An 18,623-nucleotide genomic window follows, 5' to 3' on the forward strand; every position below is an offset into this window, starting at 1 on the left:
AAGCCCGCCACCGCTCCAAGCAACAACCTGTAACGGCCCGGAACACGTTCCGGGCCGTTTTCATTTAAAATTCCGCATCTTGGCTACGTCAGCCAAAGGTAAACCTCTGGTAAAGGCCCTTTGCTAAAACAATGCCAGTGCTTATGGTTCATCCTCCCCAAGTCGTCATTCCGAACAAGGTTCGTTCAACCCATGCAAGCGTCCAATTCCCGTTCCCCTCGTCGCTGGCTCGTCGGCCTGCTGATCCTGCTGCTGGTGGCGGCCCTCGCCTGGTGGTTGTGGCCCGCAGCGGCGCCTGTGCATAAAGAAGCCGGTGGCGGGCGCGGTGGCAAAGGCGTGGGCATGGGCATGGGCGGCCGCCCAGGTTTTGGCGGCTCCACCGATCCGGTGCCCGTGCGCGTCGAGCCGGTGAAGGTGGGGGATTTCCCGCTGTACTACAAGGCCTTGGGTACGGTCACCGCGACCAACACCGTCAACGTGCGTAGCCGTGTGGCGGGTGAGTTGGTGAAGATTCACTTCAAGGAAGGCCAACAGGTCAAGGCCGGCGACCTGCTCGCCGAAATCGACCCGCGCCCGTACCGTATTGCCCTGCAACAGGCCGAAGGCACGCTGGCGCAGAATCAGGCTCAGTTGAAGAACGCCCAGGTCGACCTGGCCCGCTATAAAGGCCTGTATGCCGAAGACAGCATCGCCAAGCAAACCCTCGATACCGCCGAAGCCCAGGTCGCGCAGTTCCTCGGCTTGGTCAAGACCAACCAGGCGCAGGTCAACGATGCTCGCCTGAACCTCGATTTCACCCAGATCCGCGCACCGATCAACGGCCGTGTAGGCCTGCGCCAGCTCGACCTGGGCAACCTGGTAGCCGCCAACGACACTACCGCGCTGGTGGTGATTACCCAGACCGAGCCAATCAGCGTCGCCTTTACCCTGCCGGAAACCGAGCTGAGCACCGTGCTCGAGCGCTACCGCAGCGGTGCCAGCCTGCCCGTCGAGGCCTGGGACCGCAGCGACAGCAAGCTGCAGTCCACGGGTGTGCTTGGTAGCATCGACAACCAGATCGACACCACTACCGGCACCTTGAAGTTCAAGGGCCGCTTCGAGAACAAGGACCTGGCCCTGTTCCCCAACCAGTTCGTCAACGTTCGCTTGCTGGCCGATACCCTCAAACAGGTGGTCCTGGCTCCGGCAGCAGCCATCCAGTTCGGCAACGACGGCACCTTCGCCTACGTGGTCAACGCCGACAATACCGTGAACGTGCGCAAGCTCAAGGTTGGCGCCAGCGATGGCGAAAACAGCGTCATCCTCGACGGCCTCAAGGCCGGCGACCGTCTGGTACTGGAAGGCACCGACCGCCTGCGTGAAGGCACCAAGGTGGAGGTGGTCGAAGACAGCTCGCAAGTGCCCACCACGCCTGGGCAGCACCTGCAGGGGCAGGATGCCAATGGCTCGGCGCAGGGCGGTGAAGCGCACCCTGGTAAAGCAGCAGGCAAGGCGGGCGCATGAACCTTTCGCGCCTGTTCATCCTGCGGCCGGTCGCCACCACGCTGAGCATGCTGGCGATCGTCCTGGCCGGCCTGATCGCCTACAAGCTGCTGCCGGTGTCGGCCTTGCCGCAGGTCGACTACCCTACCATCCGCGTCATGACCCTGTACCCCGGGGCCAGCCCGCAAGTGATGACCAGTGCCGTCACTGCGCCACTGGAGCGTCAGTTCGGCCAGATGCCGGGCCTGGAGCAAATGGCGTCGACCAGCTCCGGCGGGGCCTCGGTGCTGACCCTGCGCTTCAACCTCGACATGAACATGGATGTGGCCGAGCAACAGGTGCAGGCCGCGATCAACGCTGCCAGCAACCTGCTGCCCAGCGACCTGCCGGCACCGCCGGTGTACAACAAGGTCAACCCGGCCGATACGCCTGTGCTGACCCTGGCCATTTCCAGCAAGACCATGCCGCTGCCCAAGCTCAACGACCTGGTCGATACCCGCGTGGCGCAGAAGCTGGCGCAGATCAGTGGCGTGGGCATGGTCAGCATCGCTGGCGGCCAGCGCCAGGCCGTGCGGATCAAGGTCAATGTCGATGCCTTGGCGGCCAACGGCTTGAACCTGGATGACGTGCGCACGTTGATCGGTGCTTCCAACGTCAACCAGCCCAAGGGCAATTTCGACGGCCCGACCCGGGTGTCGATGCTCGATGCCAACGACCAGCTGCGTTCCCCCGAGGAATACGCCAACCTGATCCTGGCGTACACCAATGGTGCGCCGCTGCGCCTGAAGGATGTGGCAGAAATCGTCGATGGCGCAGAGAACGAGCGCCTGGCCGCCTGGGCCAACGAGAACCACGCCGTCTTGCTGAACATCCAGCGCCAGCCGGGTGCCAACGTGATCGAAGTGGTCGACCGCATCAAGGACCTGTTGCCGTCGATTACTGACAACCTGCCGGCCGGCCTTGACGTTTCGGTACTGACCGACCGCACCCAGACCATCCGCGCCGCGGTCAAGGACGTGCAGCATGAACTGCTGATCGCGATCGTCCTGGTGGTCATGGTCACCTTCGTTTTCCTGCGTCGCTTCAGTGCCACCCTGATTCCGTCGATCGCCGTGCCGCTGTCGCTGATCGGCACCTTCGGTGTGATGTACCTGGCGGGTTTCTCGGTCAATAACCTGACCCTGATGGCGCTGACCATTGCCACCGGTTTCGTGGTGGATGACGCGATCGTCATGCTGGAGAACATCTCTCGTCATATAGAAGAAGGCGAGACGCCGATGCAGGCCGCCCTCAAGGGCGCCCGGCAGATCGGCTTCACCCTGATTTCGCTGACCTTCTCGCTGATTGCGGTACTGATCCCGCTGCTGTTCATGGCTGACGTGGTCGGCCGCCTGTTCCGCGAATTCGCCATCACCCTGGCGGTGGCCATCCTGATTTCCCTGGTGGTGTCCCTGACCCTGACGCCGATGATGTGCGCCCGGCTGCTCAAGCGCGAACCCAAGGAACAGGAGCAGGGCCGCTTCTACCGCGCCAGTGGCGCCTGGATTGACTGGCTGATCAAGCAATACGGCGGCGCCCTGCAGTGGGTGCTCAAGCACCAGCCGCTGACCCTGTTGGTCGCGGTGGCGAGCCTGGCGCTGACCGTGTTCCTGTACATGGTGGTGCCCAAGGGCTTCTTCCCGGTGCAGGACACCGGCGTGATCCAGGGGATTTCAGAAGCGCCGCAGTCCGTGTCGTTCGCCGCCATGAGCGAACGCCAGCAGGCGCTGAGCAAGGTGATTCTGCAGGACCCGGCCGTGCAGAGCCTGTCGTCCTACATCGGCGTCGACGGCGACAACGCGACCCTCAACAGCGGCCGCTTGCTGATCAACCTCAAGCCCCATGGTGAGCGCGATGTCACTGCCGGCGAGGTCATCAGCCGCTTGCAGCCACAGGTCGACAAACTGGTCGGTATCCGCCTGTTCATGCAACCGGTACAGGACCTGAGCATCGAAGACCGGGTCAGCCGCACCCAGTATCAGTTCAGCCTGTCGTCGCCCGACGCCGACCTGCTGGCGCAATGGAGCGGCAAGCTGGTACAGGCGCTGCAGCAGCGCCCGGAACTGGCCGACGTGGCCAGCGACCTGCAAGACAAGGGCCTGCAGGTTTACCTGTTGATCGACCGTGACATGGCCAGCCGCCTGGGCATCAGCGTGTCGCAGATCACCAACGCCCTGTACGACGCCTTTGGCCAGCGCCAGATCTCGACCATTTACACTCAGGCCAGTCAGTACCGGGTGGTGCTGCAGTCCAGAGATGCAGCAGTCATCGGCCCACAGGCGCTGGAGTCGATCCACGTCAAGGCCGCCGATGGCGGCCAAGTGCGCCTGTCGGCCCTGGCGCGGGTGGAACAACGCCAGGCGCAACTGGCCATTTCCCATATTGGCCAGTTCCCGGCGGTGACCATGTCCTTCAACCTGGCGCACGGTGCTTCGCTGGGCGAGGCGGTGCAGGTGATCGAGCAGGTGCAGAAGGACATCGGCATGCCGCTAGGGGTGCAAACCCGCTTCCAGGGCGCGGCAGAAGCCTTCCAGGCGTCGCTGTCGAGCACCTTGCTGCTGATCCTGGCGGCGGTGGTGACCATGTACATCGTGCTGGGGGTGCTGTACGAGAGCTACATCCACCCGGTGACCATCCTCTCGACCCTGCCCTCGGCAGCGGTGGGTGCCTTGTTGGCCTTGCTCATCAGCGGCAACGACCTGGGCATGATCGCCATTATCGGCATCATCCTGCTGATCGGTATCGTCAAGAAGAACGCGATCATGATGATCGACTTCGCCCTCGAGGCCGAACGCCATCAGGGCATGACCCCGCGCGATGCCATCTACCAGGCCGCGTTGCTGCGCTTCCGGCCCATTCTGATGACCACCCTGGCGGCGCTGTTCGGGGCCGTGCCGTTGATGCTCGCCACCGGTTCCGGCGCCGAGTTGCGTCAGCCGCTGGGCCTGGTGATGGTGGGCGGGTTGCTGGTCAGCCAGGTGCTGACGCTGTTCACCACCCCGGTCATCTACCTGTACTTCGACCGCCTGGCACGCCGCTGGCGCCCGGCCACTGACGCGAAGCAGGCCGAGGCATGAACCTGTCGGGACCCTTCATTCGTCGCCCGGTGGCGACCATGCTGTTGAGCCTGGCAATCATGTTGCTGGGCGGTGTCAGCTTCAAGCTGCTGCCGGTTGCACCGCTGCCGGAAATGGACTTCCCGGTGATTGTGGTGTCGGCCAACCTGTCCGGCGCCAGCCCCGAGGTGATGGCCTCTACCGTGGCCACGCCCCTGGAGCGCAAGCTGGGCAGTATCGCCGGGGTGACCACGCTGACCAGTAGCTCCAACCAGGGCTCGACCCGCGTGATCATCGGCTTCGAGATGGGGCGTGATATCGACGGGGCGGCGCGCGAGGTGCAGGCGGCAATCAACGCCACCCGCAACCTGCTGCCCAGTGGCATGCGCAGCATGCCCACCTACAAGAAGATCAACCCGTCGCAAGCGCCGATCATGGTGCTGTCGCTGACCTCGGACGTGCTGCAGAAAGGCCAGTTGTATGACCTGGCCGACACCATCCTGTCGCAGAGCCTGGCGCAGGTGTCTGGGGTAGGGGAGGTGCAAATCGGTGGCAGTTCGTTGCCGGCGGTGCGCATTGCCGTCGAGCCCCAGCTGCTCAACCAGTACGGCCTGTCGCTGGATGAAGTGCGCACTGCCGTGTCCAACGCCAACCAGCGCCGGCCCATGGGCTTTGTCGAGGATGCCGAGCGCAACTGGCAGGTGCGGGCCAATGACCAGCTGGAAACGGCCAGGGACTACGAGCCGGTGGTGATCCGCCAGCAGAACGGCACCATCTTGCGCTTGACCGACGTGGCAACCATCACCGATGGGGTCGAGAATCGCTACAACAGTGGCTTCTTCAACGACCAGGCTGCGGTATTGCTGGTGGTCAACCGCCAGACGGGTGCCAACATCATCGAGACGGTCGACCAGATCAAGGCGCAGCTGCCAGCCTTGCAGTCGCTGCTGCCAGCCAGTGTGCAACTGAACGTGGCCATGGACCGCTCGCCGGTGATCAAGGCAAGCCTCAAGGAAGCCGAGCATACCCTGTTGATCGCGGTGGTCCTGGTGATCCTGGTGGTCTACCTGTTCCTCGGCAGCCTGCGCGCCTCGCTGATTCCCAGCCTGGCGGTGCCGGTGTCGCTGGTGGGTACCTTCGCGGTCATGTACCTGTGTGGCTTTTCGCTCAACAACCTGTCGCTGATGGCGCTCATCCTCGCCACCGGCCTGGTGGTGGACGACGCCATCGTGGTGCTGGAGAACATCTCCCGGCATATCGAGGACGGCCAGCCGCCGATGAAGGCGGCCTTCCTCGGCGCCAGGGAAGTGGGCTTCACCTTGCTGTCGATGAACGTGTCGCTGGTGGCGGTGTTCGTCTCCATCCTGTTCATGGGTGGCATCGTGCGCAACCTGTTCCAGGAGTTCTCCATTACCCTGGCCGCGGCGATCATCGTCTCGCTGGTGGTGTCGCTGACCCTCACGCCAATGCTCTGCGCACGCTGGCTGAAGGCCCACCAGGCCGAGCAGACCCGCCTGCAGCGGTGGAGCGACAAGCTCCACCAACGCATGGTCGACGCCTATGACCGCAGCCTGGGCTGGGCGCTGCGCCACAGGCGTCTGACCCTGTTCAGCCTGCTGGCCACCATTGGCCTCAATATCGCCCTGTATGTGGTGGTACCCAAGACGCTGATGCCACAGCAGGACACCGGTCAGCTGATGGGCTTTATCCGGGGGGACGATGGCCTGTCGTTCGGCGTGATGCAGCCGAAGATGGAAATCTACCGCCGCGCCTTGCTTGCCGACCCCGCGGTGCAGAGCGTTGCCGGCTTCATCGGCGGCAACAGCGGCACCAACAATGCCATGGTGCTGGTGCGCCTGAAACCGATCAGCGAGCGCAAGCTGGACGCCCAGAAAGTGATCGAGCGCCTGCGCAAGGAAATGCCCAAGGTGCCGGGCGGGCGGCTGTTCCTGATGGCCGACCAGGACCTGCAACTGGGCGGCGGTGGCCGTGACCAGACCTCGTCGCAATACCTGTACACCCTGCAAAGTGGGGACCTGACGGCCTTGCGCGAGTGGTTCCCCAAGGTGGTTGCGGCCCTGCGCGCCCTGCCGCAATTGACCGCCATTGACGCCCGCGACGGTGCCGGCACCCAGCAGGTGACGCTGGTGGTCGACCGTGACCAGGCCAAGCGCCTGGGTATCGACATGGACATGGTCAGCAGCGTGCTGAACAACGCTTACAGCCAGCGGCAGATCTCCACCATCTACGACAGCCTCAACCAGTACCAGGTGGTGCTGGAGATCAACCCGAAATATGCCTGGGACCCGAGTACCCTGGAGCAAGTGCAGGTGATTACCGCCGACGGCGCGCGCGTGCCGCTGTCGACCATTGCCCACTACGAGAACAGCCTGGCCAACGATCGGGTCAGCCACGAAGGCCAGTTCGCCGCCGAGGACATCGCCTTCGACGTTGCCGAAGGCTATAGCCCCGACCAGGCCATGGCTGCTGTGGAGCGGGCAGTGGCCACCCTTGGCCTGCCCGAGGAGGTGATTGCCAAGCTGGGTGGCACCGCCGATGCCTTTGCCAAGACGCAGCAGGGCCAGCCGTTCATGATCCTGGGGGCGTTGCTGCTGGTGTACCTGGTGCTGGGCATTCTGTATGAAAGCTACATCCACCCGCTGACCATCCTCTCGACGCTGCCTTCGGCCGGCGTCGGTGCCTTGCTGGCGCTGTATGTCACCGGTGGCGAGTTCAGCCTGATCTCGTTGCTGGGGCTGTTCCTGCTGATTGGCGTGGTGAAGAAGAACGCCATCCTGATGATCGACCTGGCCCTGCAGCTTGAGCGCCACCAAGGGCTATCGCCGGAGGAGTCGATCCGCCGCGCCTGCCTGCTGCGCCTGCGGCCGATCCTGATGACCACCCTGGCGGCCATCCTTGGCGCCTTGCCGCTGCTGCTGAGCCAGGCCGAAGGCGCAGAAATGCGCCAGCCGCTGGGCCTGACCATCATCGGCGGCCTGGTCTTCAGCCAGATCCTCACCCTTTACACGACACCGGTGGTCTACTTGTACCTCGACCGCCTGCGTCACCGTTTCAACCGTTGGCGCGGCGTGCGCACCGACGCCGCCCTGGAAACCCCGCTATGACTTTTGCCCAGACCCCACTTCACCGTGCCCTGCAAGCGCTGACCCGTGGGCGTGGCTCGCGCCTGCTCGGCGCCGGGTTGTGCGTGGCCCTGCTCAGTGCCTGCACCCTGAGCCCGGACTACCACCGCCCCGAGCTGAACAGCACGGCGGCGCAGTTCAAGCACGCCGAAGGCTGGACCCAGGCTACGCCTTCCGATGCCATCGCCCGTGGCGCCTGGTGGGAAATCTATGGCGATGCCGGGCTCAATGCGCTGGTCGAGGAGCTCAACCGCAGCAACCAGACCGTGGCCCAATCGGAAGCCCAGTATCGCCAGGCCCAGGCGTTGGTACGCAGCAGCCGTGCGGCCTTGTTCCCAAGCCTTGACCTGAGCGCCAGCAAGAACCGCTCGGCGCAGGGTACCGGCAGCTCCAGCTCCAGCCTTTCCAACAACAGCAGTGGCATTCGCAATACCTACAACGCGCAGTTGGGCGTAAGTTGGGAAATCGACCTGTGGGGCAAGCTGCGGGAAACCTTGAATGCCAACGAGGCCAGTGCCGAAGCCAGTTTCGCCGACCTGGCGTCGATCCGCTTGAGCCAGCAGTCGGAACTGGTGCAGAACTACCTGCAATTGCGCGTCATCGACGAGCAGAAACGCTTGCTGGAAGCCACCGTGGCGGCCTATGAGCGCTCGTTGCGGATGAACGAAAACCAGTACCGCGCCGGTGTTGCCGGCCCGGATGCGGTGGCCCAGGCGCGTACCCAGCTGAAAAGTACCCAGGCTGACCTGATCGACCTGATCTGGCAGCGCGCGCAGTTCGAGAACGCCATTGCCGTGTTGCTGGGCAAGACCCCGGCCGACTTCGCCCTGGCCGACAGCAAGGATATTCCGGCGCTGCCGCAGATACCGGTTGCGCTGCCTTCGCAATTGCTGGAGCGGCGCCCGGACATTGCCGCTGCGGAACGTAACGTCATGGCCGCCAACGCCAACATCGGTGTCTCGCGGGCGGCGTACTTCCCGGACCTCAGCCTGAGCATGAGCGGCGGATACTCCAGCAGCAGCTTCAGCAACTGGATCGAGTTGCCCAACCGCTATTGGTCGGTAGGCCCGCAGCTGGCGCTGACGCTGTTCGACGCCGGCAAGCGCAGCGCCGAGGTGGACCGCACGGTGGCGGTGTATGACCAGACCGTGGCGCAGTACCGGCAGACCGTGCTGGACGGTTTCAAGGAAGTGGAGAACCTGCTGGTGCAGTTGAAGGTGTACGGCGATGAAGCGGTGGTGCGCCAGGAGGCACTGGACGCTGCCCGCGAGTCGTTGCGCCTGACCGAGAACCAATACCGCGCGGGCCTGATCGGCTACCTGGATGTGGTCAACGTGCAGACCACGGCGCTGAGCAACGAGCGCAGCGTGCTGAACCTGCTGCAAGGGCGGCTGGTGGCCAGCGTGCAACTGGTGGCCGCGCTGGGCGGTGGCTGGGATGCAGGGCAGGCATTTGCCGAGCAGGGCCGGTAATCTGGTCCTCGTATTGACCGTGCAGGCCGCAGCGCCGGCAAACCAGCTCCAGCCGCTCAGGCGCAGGCCTTTGCAGCGGCGCACTGGCAGTGGCAGTGGGTTTGCCAGCGATGGGCTACACATCGGTGTTTGGCGGAGCGTATCGGGTTCTTCCTTTGGATCCATTCCCATTCGCAAAAACCCCGTGCGTTTCGCCAACGCTTGAGTACAATCGTCAGCCTTTTCCGGGCCCCCTTGTCCCGATGCTGGTACTCCCAATGCTGACCGGTAGCTACTCCTCTTCGCTGGTGTTGATCTCGCTGTGCGTGGCGATCCTGGCGTCCTACACCGCCCTTGACCTGACCGGCCGCATCGCCACGGCCAAGGGCCGCGCTGCCTACCTGTGGATGGGCGGCGGGGCGCTGGCCATGGGCATCGGTGTGTGGTCGATGCATTTCATCGGCATGCTCGCCTTCAGCCTGCCCATCGACCTGGGCTACGACTTGGCCCTGACCGCGTTCTCGTTGCTGATTGCCGTGTTGTCTTCGGGCTTTGCCTTGTGGCTGGTCAGCCAGCCGAGCATGCCGGGGCTGCAGCTGGCGTTTGGCGCGCTGATCATGGGCGCCGGTATCGCGTGCATGCATTACACCGGCATGGCTGCGCTGCGCATGCTGCCGGGCATCGACTATGACCCGACGCTGTTTGGCGCCTCGCTGCTGATCGCCGTGGGGGCCTCGGCAGCGGCGTTGTGGATCGCCTTTCGCCTGCGTGCGCACACCCCCTATGTGCGGCAGATTCGGGGCCTGGCGGCGGTGGTGATGGGCTTTGCGATCGTTGGCATGCATTACACCGGCATGGCGGCAGCGAACTTCCCTGATGGCAGCTTCTGTGGTGCGCTGGCGGGTGGCGGCTTGCAAGGCGACGGCCTGGTTTACCTGGTGCTGATCACCACCCTGGCGGTATTGGCGGCGGCCTTGCTGACCTCGGTGCTGGATGCCCGCCTGGAAGCGCGTACTGCCGAGCTGGCCCGCTCGCTGACCCTGGCCAACCAGGAACTCACCCAGCTGGCCCTGCACGATACCCTCACCGACCTGCCCAACCGTACCCTGCTGGCCGACCGCATCGAGCAGGCGATTGCCAAGGTGGCGGAGCAGGGCGGCTGCTTTGCCCTGATGTTCATCGACCTGGACGGCTTCAAGCCGGTCAACGATGCCTTTGGCCACCACATCGGCGATTTGCTGCTGAAGGCCGTGGCGGCGCGCCTGCGCGGCCACCTGCACAGCCAGGACACCCTGGCGCGCATCGGTGGCGACGAGTTCGTGCTGCTGGTAGAGCTGCAGGAACCGGACGATGCCATGGACGTGGCGGTCAAGCAGGTCAACCTGGTGTCGCGCCCATTCCGCGTGGCCGAGCATGACCTGCAACTGTCGGCGAGCCTGGGCATCGTCCTGTACCCGGGCAATGGCCAGGACCAGCATGAACTGCTGCGCAATGCCGACGCCGCCATGTACCACGCCAAGAGCGCCGGCAAGAACGGCTACAGCTTCTTCGACGTGTCGATGAACAGCAACGCCCGCCAGCAATTGCAACTCTTGCAGGATTTGCGTCAGGCCCTGGAGCAGCGCCAGTTCCGCCTGCACTACCAGCCCAAGTTCGACGCCCAGGCCTGCCAGCCGATCGGGGCCGAGGCGCTGCTGCGCTGGGAGCACCCGCAGCAGGGCCTGCTGCTGCCTGACCGCTTTATCGGTTTGGCAGAAAAGACCGGCCTGATCATCCCTATCGGTGAGTGGGTGCTCGATGAAGCCTGCCGGCAAATGCGCCAGTGGCTGGACCAGGGGCATCATGGCTGGCGCATGGCGGTGAATTTGTCGGCTATCCAGTTCTGCCACGCCGGGCTGGTCGAGAGCGTCGCCCGGGCCCTGCAGCAGAACGGCCTGCCAGCCAACTGCCTGACCCTGGAAATCACCGAAACCACCGCCATGCACGACGCGGATGCCAGCCTGACCGTGTTGCAGCGCTTGTCCGACATGGGTGTGGACCTGTCCATCGATGACTTTGGTACCGGCTATTCCAGCCTGATGTACCTCAAGCGGCTGCCGGCCAACGAATTGAAGATCGACCGTGGCTTCGTGCGCGACCTGGAGCACGACAGCGACGATGCGGCGATCGTCTCGGCGATTGTCGCGCTGGGCCAGGCGCTGGGCCTGCGCATCGTTGCCGAAGGGGTAGAGACCGACCGGCAGCAAGATTTCCTGACCCGACTGGGCTGTGATTCGCTGCAGGGCTACCTGTTGGGCCAGCCAGTACCGCCCGAGCAGTTCATGGGCAAGTTGCAGGCCATTGGCCAGGAAAGCAGGGCTACGGGTTAAACAGCGTCACGCAAGGTGAAGGCGGGGATGAACGCATCCATCTCCGCCTCGACGGCCTCGATGATACGCTCTACATCGGCGGCGGCCATGATTGCCGCGCAGGGGATGCCGGCTATCGCCAGCACGGTTTCACCGGTGGCGCGGTCGAACAGCCGCGCGATCATGCTGCGTGGCGCATCCATGCTGGCCTCGAACCCCAGCGGGTGGAAATGCCAGCGCATCACCTGGCAGGCGTTTGGGAACGTCATCTTGTTCATGCCTGCCTCCTTGTCCGTGCCTGGACGTGGTGAGCGGGTGGCCACATCGATGCGGCCGCCGGGAAGGTAAACATAGCACTTGGCACGCGCGATTCTCGGCTGCAAATACGACAAATGTGCTAATGCATGACTAGCGTCACATCATTGTCTCGGCTGCAGGTTTTCAAGGGGCCGCATGGCAAACGTTTTCCCGGCCGGAATGCCCCCTTGGTTCCGGTGGTTTTTACCGATTTCACCGACGCTGCACGCCCAGCGCTTTCAGACGAACGGTGCGCTTAGCCCAGCAAGCCAGCGGCGATATTGATGGTAAAACCCAAAATCGCCGTGTTGAACACAAACCCCACCAGTGAATGCGCCAGCACCACGCGCCGCAACCCCCGCCCGGCAACCCCCACATCGGACGTTTGCACGGCCACGCTGATGGTGAACGAGAAATAGTGGAAGTCCCAGTAATCCGGGTTGCGTTGGCCATCGGCGAAGCGCAGCGGTGGTTCGTGGTTTTGCCCGGTGTAGAACAGCCGGGCGTAGTGCAGGCTGAAAATGCAGCCGATCAGCAGCCACGAGCCAGCCACGGTCAGGCCGGTGTAGAGGTAATGCAGTGCCAGCGCGCTGCCTTGCAGGCCACGGCTCGACACCAGCTGCAGGGTGACTGCAGCGAGGCTGGCGATGGCGGCGATGCACACGGTGAGCAGGACGATGCCTGCGTTTTCGTCTTCGACGCGGGCAACCTTGCGGACCTTTTCCGGCCTGGCGGTACAGGTCAGGTAGAGTACCAGCAGCAGGTACAGCCACACGCCAAGGTTCCAGCCAGCGAGGATGTGCTGCACGGTGTCACCGGCGGGGATCAGCCAGGCGCCGAGAAGGCCAACGGCGGCGGCCAGGCTAAGGCGGGGGTGGGTTCGGGTCAGGCGGTGGAAAGCCATGGGGCCTCATTTACTGTGGGTGTGGCTTCTACTCTAGACCGTTGCGGCCTGGGTACTGCTTCACAGGGTGTTTGTGGGGTCGCCCTTGCGGCCCTTGGGCGACGGCAGTCCGCTCCCAGGAAAGGGGCGCGTTACCTGCTGTTTTCTTTGAGGTCGCCCATCGCACGGCATTGCAACTCTCAGTACACTGCATGCTCAAATACCAACATCCGTTGAACTCGAGGTTTTTGCATGACGCTCAGTCCTTTGGCAGGCAAGCCGGCTCCGGCCAGCGTGCTGGTCGATATTCCCCGGCTGCTCACCGCCTACTACACCGGCCGCCCCGACGCTGCCGTGGCGGCCCAGCGGGTGGCCTTCGGCACCTCGGGGCACCGGGGCACTTCACTTGAGTTGAGCTTCAACGAGTACCACGTCCTGGCCATTACCCAGGCCATTTGCCTGTACCGCCAGGAAAAGGGCATCGATGGCCCGCTGTTCATTGGCGCCGACACCCATGCCCTGTCGGCACCGGCCACTGCCAGCGCCCTGGAAGTGTTGGCCGCCAACGGCGTGCAGGTGATGCTGTCCAAAGATGACGAGTACACGCCAACGCCGGCCGTGTCGCACGCCATCCTCTGCCACAACCGTGACCGCGCCCAAGGCCTGGCCGACGGTATCGTCATCACCCCGTCGCACAACCCGCCGCAAAGCGGTGGTTTCAAGTACAACCCGCCCAATGGCGGCCCGGCCGACAGCGACGTCACCAAGTGGATCGAGGCCAAGGCCAACGAGCTGCTGGCGGCAAACCTGGCGGGCGTGAAGCGCATGGACCATGCCCAGGCGCTGCAGGCAGCCACCACCCAGCGCCATGACTACCTGAGCAACTATGTGGCCGACCTGGAGAACGTCATCGACTTCGACGTCATCCGTAATGCCAAGTTGCGCCTGGGCGTTGACCCGCTGGGTGGGGCAGGGGTGCGCTACTGGTCGGCGATTGCCCAGCACTACCAGCTCGACCTGGAAGTGGTGAACACCGAGGTCGACCCAACCTTCCGCTTCATGACCGTCGACTGGGACGGCCAGATCCGCATGGACCCGTCCTCGCCGTACGCCATGCAGGGCCTGATCGGCCTGCGCGAGCGCTTCGACGTGGCCTTTGCCTGCGACCCTGACCACGACCGCCATGGCATCGTGACCGCCGACGGCCTGTTGCAGCCGAACAACTACCTGGCCGTTGCCATCGACTACCTGTATCGCCACCGCCCGCAATGGCGCAGCGACGCCGCCGTTGGCAAGACCGTGGTTTCCAGTGGCCTGATCGACCGCGTTACCCAGCGCCTGGGCCGCAAGTTGTACGAAGTGCCGGTTGGCTTCAAGTTCTTCGCCCAGGGCCTGTTCGATGGTTCGCTGGGCTTTGGTGGCGAGGAGAGTGCGGGTGCTTCGTTCTTGCGCCGCGATGGCTCGGTGTGGGCCACCGACAAGGACGGGCTGATCCCGGCCTTGCTTGCCGCCGAAATGACCGCCCGCACCGGGCGCAACCCGAGCCAGGCCTACGCCGACCTGACCGAAGCCCTGGGCAAGCCATTCGCCACCCGTGTCGAGGCCAAGGCCGACGCCCGGCAAAAGGCCCTGTTGAGCAAGCTGGCGCCGGAGCAGGTGAAATCGACCGAACTGGCCGGTGAGCCGATCGTGCAGATTCTCAGCCACGCCCCAGGCAACGGGCAGGCCATTGGCGGCCTGAAAGTGATGACCGCCAACGGCTGGTTCGCTGCGCGCCCGTCGGGCACCGAAGACATCTACAAGATCTACGCCGAAAGCTTCATCGACGAGGCGCACTTGCAGCGCCTGGTGCAGGAAGCCCAGGTGTTGGTGGACGCGGCAATTGCCTGACCGGTAACAAACCGCTTGGTTCTGTGGCGCGATGTAAATTAGAATTAATCCTATTTACGCCGCCGCAGGGCCTTCCCCATGATCGACGCCGCGCCGCCACCGGAGCCTAGCCTGCCTGCCCTGTACCGGGAGCATCGTAGCTGGCTGGAGAGCTGGCTGCGCCGGCGCATGGGCAATGCCTGGGATGCCGCCGACCTCAGCCAGGATACGTTCCTGCGCGTGCTGGCCAGTGCCCAGCCGCTGGCAGACATTCGCGAACCACGCGCCTACCTGCTGACCGTGGGTAAGCGCCTGCTCAGCAACTTCCATCAGCGCCGCAGCCTTGAGCAGGCCTACCTAGATGCCATCGTGCAACTGCCCCGACAGCATGTGCCCTCGCCAGAGCAACGCTGGATAGTGCTGGAAACCCTGCAAGCACTGGATGAACTGCTCGACGGCCTGAAGGCGCCGGTACGCAAGGCCTTTCTCTGGAGCCAGCTGGAAGGCCTGGGCTACGCCGAAATCGGCAAGCGCCTGGGCGTTTGCGAGCGCTCGGTCAAGCGCTACATGGCGCAGGCCTACGAGCATTGCCTGCTGGCCGACCTGCAGTGACCCAGCATGCTCCCGAAACCCGCGAGGCGGTGCGTGCTGCCGCCCGTTGGCTGGCGTTGCTGGATTCTGGCGGCGCCAGTGAAACAGACTTGCGGCGCCTGGCGCAATGGCGTGCCAGCAACAGCCTGCACGAAGACGCCTGGCAAAAGGCGGCGGCGTTGCGTGCGCGGTTCTCCGGGTTGCCCGGGACGTTGGCGATGGCCACCCTGGACCGCCCGGATGCTGGCCGCCGTGCGTTGCTCAAACAGGCCCTGGGCGTGGCGGCGCTATTGCCCGCAGCATGGCTGGTGAGCCGGGAACTGCCGCTGGATGCCTGGGCTGCCGACCTGCGCACGTCGGTAGGGGAGCGACGGCAGGTGCTGCTGAGCGACGGTACTTTCGTGCAGTTGAACACCGACAGTGCCGTGAATATTGACCTGGGCGCCCGCCGCCTGACACTGCTGCGGGGCGAAGTGGCGGTCAAGGTGCCCGCCGACTTGAGCCTGGCCTTGCAGGTGCCTTACGGCCAGGTGATGCTCAGTGACGGTGAGGCCTGTCTGCGTCTGATCGATGATGCCTGCCAGGTGTCGGTGCTCAACGGTGCGGCCCGCCTGCAGCCGTTGCGGGCCTCGACGGTGCTGCTGCAGGCCGGGCAGCAGGCCAGCCTGCAGGCGGTGGGCGTCGGCCCTGCGAGACCGTTTGACACCTGGCCGCTGGGCTGGCGCGAAGGCGTGCTGCGGCTGGACGACCGCCCGCTGGGCGAGTTGCTGCAGGAACTGCGCAGATACCGCCCCGGGCTTTTGCGCTGGGCGCCAGCGCTTGAGCGCCTGCGCGTGACCGGCACCTTCCGCCTGGACGATACCGACCGGGTGCTGGCCTTGCTTGCTGCCAGCCTGCCGTTGCAGGTGCAGTCACGCACACGTTATTGGGTCACCCTGTCTGCGCGAGAAAATCGTGCGTAAGGCTGTCCCCTTTTTTTCACTCGCCGGTCATTACCGGTAGGAGAAAATAAAGGGGAGCCTTGTTCAATGCCTGCAGTAAAGTCTTGCCGCCTGCGCCCACTGGCGCGTGCCGCGCATCCGTTGTTCGCCATGAGCCTGTTGATGTGTTCACCGGCCTGGGCCGATGAACCCGTCCGCCGCACCTATCAGGTAGCGCCAGCCAGCCTTGGGGCCGTACTGACCCACTTCGCCGATCAGGCGGGCGTGAGCCTTTCACTGGACCCGGCACTGGTGCAAGGCCGGCAAAGCAACGGCCTGTCTGGCAACTACAGTATCGACGAAGGCTTCGCCCAACTGCTGCGCGGCAGCGGCCTGCAGTTGCTGCCGGTGAGTGAGCGCGCCTTCACATTGGTGCCTGCGCCCCAGGCGGGCGAGGCGCTGGAAATCGCTCCGACCAGCATTGTTGGCGGCCTGGCGACTGGCGGCGAGGCGCAACCTTATGCGGGCGGGCAGGTCGCGCGCCAAGGGGCGCAAGGTCTGCTCGGCTCTCGTGACTTCATGGAAACGCCATTCAGCATCACCAGCTATACCAGCGAGCTGGTAAAGAATCAGCAGGCGCGCACCTTGGGCGAGCTGATTGCCAGTGACCCGTCGGTACGCGCCACCAACCCGGCCGGCGGGCGTTTCGAGCAATTCACCATCCGCGGCTTCAGCCTGTTCAACAGCGATGTGGCCTACAACGGCCTGTACGGCATCTTGCCGACCTATTCCATCGACATGGAAATGGCCGATCGGGTCGACATCATCAAAGGCCCCAGCCAGTTGATCAACGGTATTTCGCCGCGTGGCAGCGTGGGCGGTGGCATCAATGTGCAGCCCAAGCGCGCAGGCGACACGCCGCTTACCGAGTTCACCGGCAGTTATGCCTCCGGCAGCCAGGCCGGCGGCGCCGTGGATATCGGGCGCCGCTTTGGCGAGGGCGACCAGTTCGGCGTGCGCTTCAACGGCGTGAAGCAGTCAGGTGATACCGAATGGGATCATCAAAGCGTCGAGCGTGAAATGGCCGTGCTGGGCCTGGATTTTCGCGGCGAGCGCCTGCGCCTGTCGGCAGACCTGGGGCACACCGAGCGCAATACCGATGCGCCGCAGGAGCGCGTGCTGGTCGGCGCCAATGCCCGGGTACCGGATGCCAGCGAGGTACGCCGGAACTATGCCCAGGCCTGGAGCAAGGCACGCACCAACGACACCTTTGGCGCGCTGCATGCCGAGTACGACATCAGCGAGTCGTTGCTGGCCTATGGCGCGGTCGGCGCGCGCAAGAGCAACCATGACTTCCTGCGCCACAACGTGTCGATCACCAATGATGCTGGCGACTTCACCGTGCAGCCACGCGACTTCACGCGGGACGAGTCGGTACGCACCGCCATGGCCGGCCTGCGCAACTGGTTCCATACCGGGCCGGTCAGCCACGAACTGAACCTGGCTGCCAGCTACTTCTACATGGACTTCACCAATGGCGGCGCGCGCTATGCCTCGGCGCCCAGCAACCTGTACAACCCGGTCGCCACACCGACGCCGGGCACGCCCACCCGCATCGACCCCGAGGTGTACACGGAAAACCGTTTCTCGGGTGTAGCCCTGGCCGACACGCTGGGCTTTTTCGACGACCGTTTGCTGCTGACCCTGGGCGCGCGCTGGCAGCGGGTACAGGTGGATGACTGGAGTGACGGGATCAAGGGGGCCACGGCCTACGACGAAGAAAAGGTGTCGCCCTCGGGCGGTGTGCTGCTCAAGGTCACCGACCAGCTGTCGGTGTACGCCAACTACATGGAAGGCCTGAGCCAAGGCAAGATCGCCCCGTCGACCTCGATCAACGAAGACCAGATCTTCCCGCCGTTCATCAGTCGGCAGGTCGAAGTAGGGGCCAAGTACGACTTTGGCCGGCTGGCATTCACTGCCAGTGCCTTCCGCATTCGCCAGCCGGCCTACGAGACCAACCCCACCACGCGGGTGTTCGGCGCCAATGGCAAGCGTGACAACCGTGGCATCGAGCTGAGTGTGTTCGGTGAGCCCGTGCAGGGCGTGCGAGTACTGGGTGGGGTGATGTACATCGACAGCGAACTGACCGACACCGTCGGCGGGGCCTACGATGGCAACCGCGCGCCGGCCACGCCTGAGTACAACGTCAACCTCGGTGCCGAGTGGGACGTGCCCGGGGTGAACGGCCTGACCCTGACGGCGCGCGGCATTCATTCCAGCTCGCAGTACCTGGACCAGAACAACAGCAAGCAGATCGATGGCTGGGAACGCTATGACGTGGGCGCGCGTTATGCGTTCAAGGTGGATGCAACCGAGGTGACCTTGCGCGCCAGTGTCGAGAACGTGCTGGATGACCGCTACTGGAGCTCGGCGGGGGCATCGGATGACAGCGAGCCGGGGTTGACCTTGTCCACGCCGCGCACCTATCTGCTGTCGGCGACAGTCGGCTTCTAGCTCAAACGCCCGGGGCCGTTGTGCGGCCCC

11 protein-coding genes are annotated in these 18,623 nt (G+C 64.4%); 9 read left to right on the top strand and 2 right to left on the bottom strand.

What is annotated here, in order from left to right:
- Window positions 1-192 precede the first annotated feature (192 nt).
- The 5 genes from E8E68_RS18745 to E8E68_RS18765 all read left to right on the top strand — a co-directional run bounded on the left by E8E68_RS18745 (window position 193) and on the right by E8E68_RS18765 (window position 11,540).
- Window positions 193-1,503 (top strand): MdtA/MuxA family multidrug efflux RND transporter periplasmic adaptor subunit, encoded by a 1,311-nt coding sequence (locus E8E68_RS18745; RefSeq protein WP_266030167.1) that lies wholly within the window; start codon window positions 193-195, stop codon window positions 1,501-1,503.
- Complete coding sequence (locus E8E68_RS18750) at window positions 1,500-4,598, top strand: MdtB/MuxB family multidrug efflux RND transporter permease subunit (protein WP_280343660.1); 3,099 nt, start codon at window positions 1,500-1,502, stop codon at window positions 4,596-4,598. Before E8E68_RS18745 ends, E8E68_RS18750 begins: the two co-directional genes overlap by 4 nt.
- Window positions 4,595-7,702: an efflux RND transporter permease subunit gene (locus tag E8E68_RS18755; protein WP_280343663.1), complete on the top strand. Its 3,108-nt coding sequence runs from the start codon at window positions 4,595-4,597 to the stop codon at window positions 7,700-7,702. The genes E8E68_RS18750 and E8E68_RS18755 overlap by 4 nt, the downstream gene beginning before the upstream one ends.
- Entirely contained in the window at window positions 7,699-9,192 is a 1,494-nt protein-coding gene (locus E8E68_RS18760; protein WP_110744134.1) for an efflux transporter outer membrane subunit, read from the top strand. The genes E8E68_RS18755 and E8E68_RS18760 overlap by 4 nt, the downstream gene beginning before the upstream one ends.
- Window positions 9,193-9,449: 257 nt before the next feature.
- Window positions 9,450-11,540, top strand: a complete 2,091-nt coding sequence (locus E8E68_RS18765) for an EAL domain-containing protein (protein ID WP_266030174.1) — start codon at window positions 9,450-9,452, stop codon at window positions 11,538-11,540.
- Here E8E68_RS18765 and E8E68_RS18770 read toward each other — a convergent pair.
- A complete protein-coding gene (locus tag E8E68_RS18770; protein ID WP_266030176.1) occupies window positions 11,537-11,797 on the bottom strand; it encodes a DUF1652 domain-containing protein in 261 nt (86 codons plus the stop codon). The genes E8E68_RS18765 and E8E68_RS18770 overlap by 4 nt on opposite strands.
- A gap of 275 nt (window positions 11,798-12,072) precedes the next feature.
- Window positions 12,073-12,720: a DUF1345 domain-containing protein gene (locus tag E8E68_RS18775; RefSeq protein ID WP_110744131.1), complete on the bottom strand. Its 648-nt coding sequence runs from the start codon at window positions 12,718-12,720 to the stop codon at window positions 12,073-12,075.
- 231 nt (window positions 12,721-12,951) lie between these two features.
- On the opposite strand from E8E68_RS18775, the gene pgm reads away from it, so the two are divergent.
- The 4 genes from pgm (at window position 12,952) to E8E68_RS18795 (ending at window position 18,593) form a co-directional block, all read left to right on the top strand.
- Window positions 12,952-14,589 (top strand): phosphoglucomutase (alpha-D-glucose-1,6-bisphosphate-dependent), encoded by a 1,638-nt coding sequence (gene pgm / locus E8E68_RS18780; protein WP_266030180.1) that lies wholly within the window; start codon window positions 12,952-12,954, stop codon window positions 14,587-14,589.
- A gap of 78 nt (window positions 14,590-14,667) precedes the next feature.
- On the top strand, window positions 14,668-15,180 hold the full coding sequence (locus E8E68_RS18785; RefSeq protein WP_280343668.1) for a sigma-70 family RNA polymerase sigma factor: 513 nt from the start codon (window positions 14,668-14,670) through the stop codon (window positions 15,178-15,180).
- On the top strand, window positions 15,177-16,121 hold the full coding sequence (locus E8E68_RS18790; protein ID WP_280343671.1) for a FecR domain-containing protein: 945 nt from the start codon (window positions 15,177-15,179) through the stop codon (window positions 16,119-16,121). Before E8E68_RS18785 ends, E8E68_RS18790 begins: the two co-directional genes overlap by 4 nt.
- Before the next feature lie 66 nt (window positions 16,122-16,187).
- Window positions 16,188-18,593 (top strand): TonB-dependent receptor, encoded by a 2,406-nt coding sequence (locus E8E68_RS18795; RefSeq protein ID WP_280343673.1) that lies wholly within the window; start codon window positions 16,188-16,190, stop codon window positions 18,591-18,593.
- Window positions 18,594-18,623 lie beyond the last annotated feature (30 nt).

It is taken from the genome of Pseudomonas sp. BN607, from assembly GCF_029871175.1.
In the GTDB taxonomy this organism is placed as follows: Bacteria; Pseudomonadota; Gammaproteobacteria; order Pseudomonadales; family Pseudomonadaceae; genus Aquipseudomonas.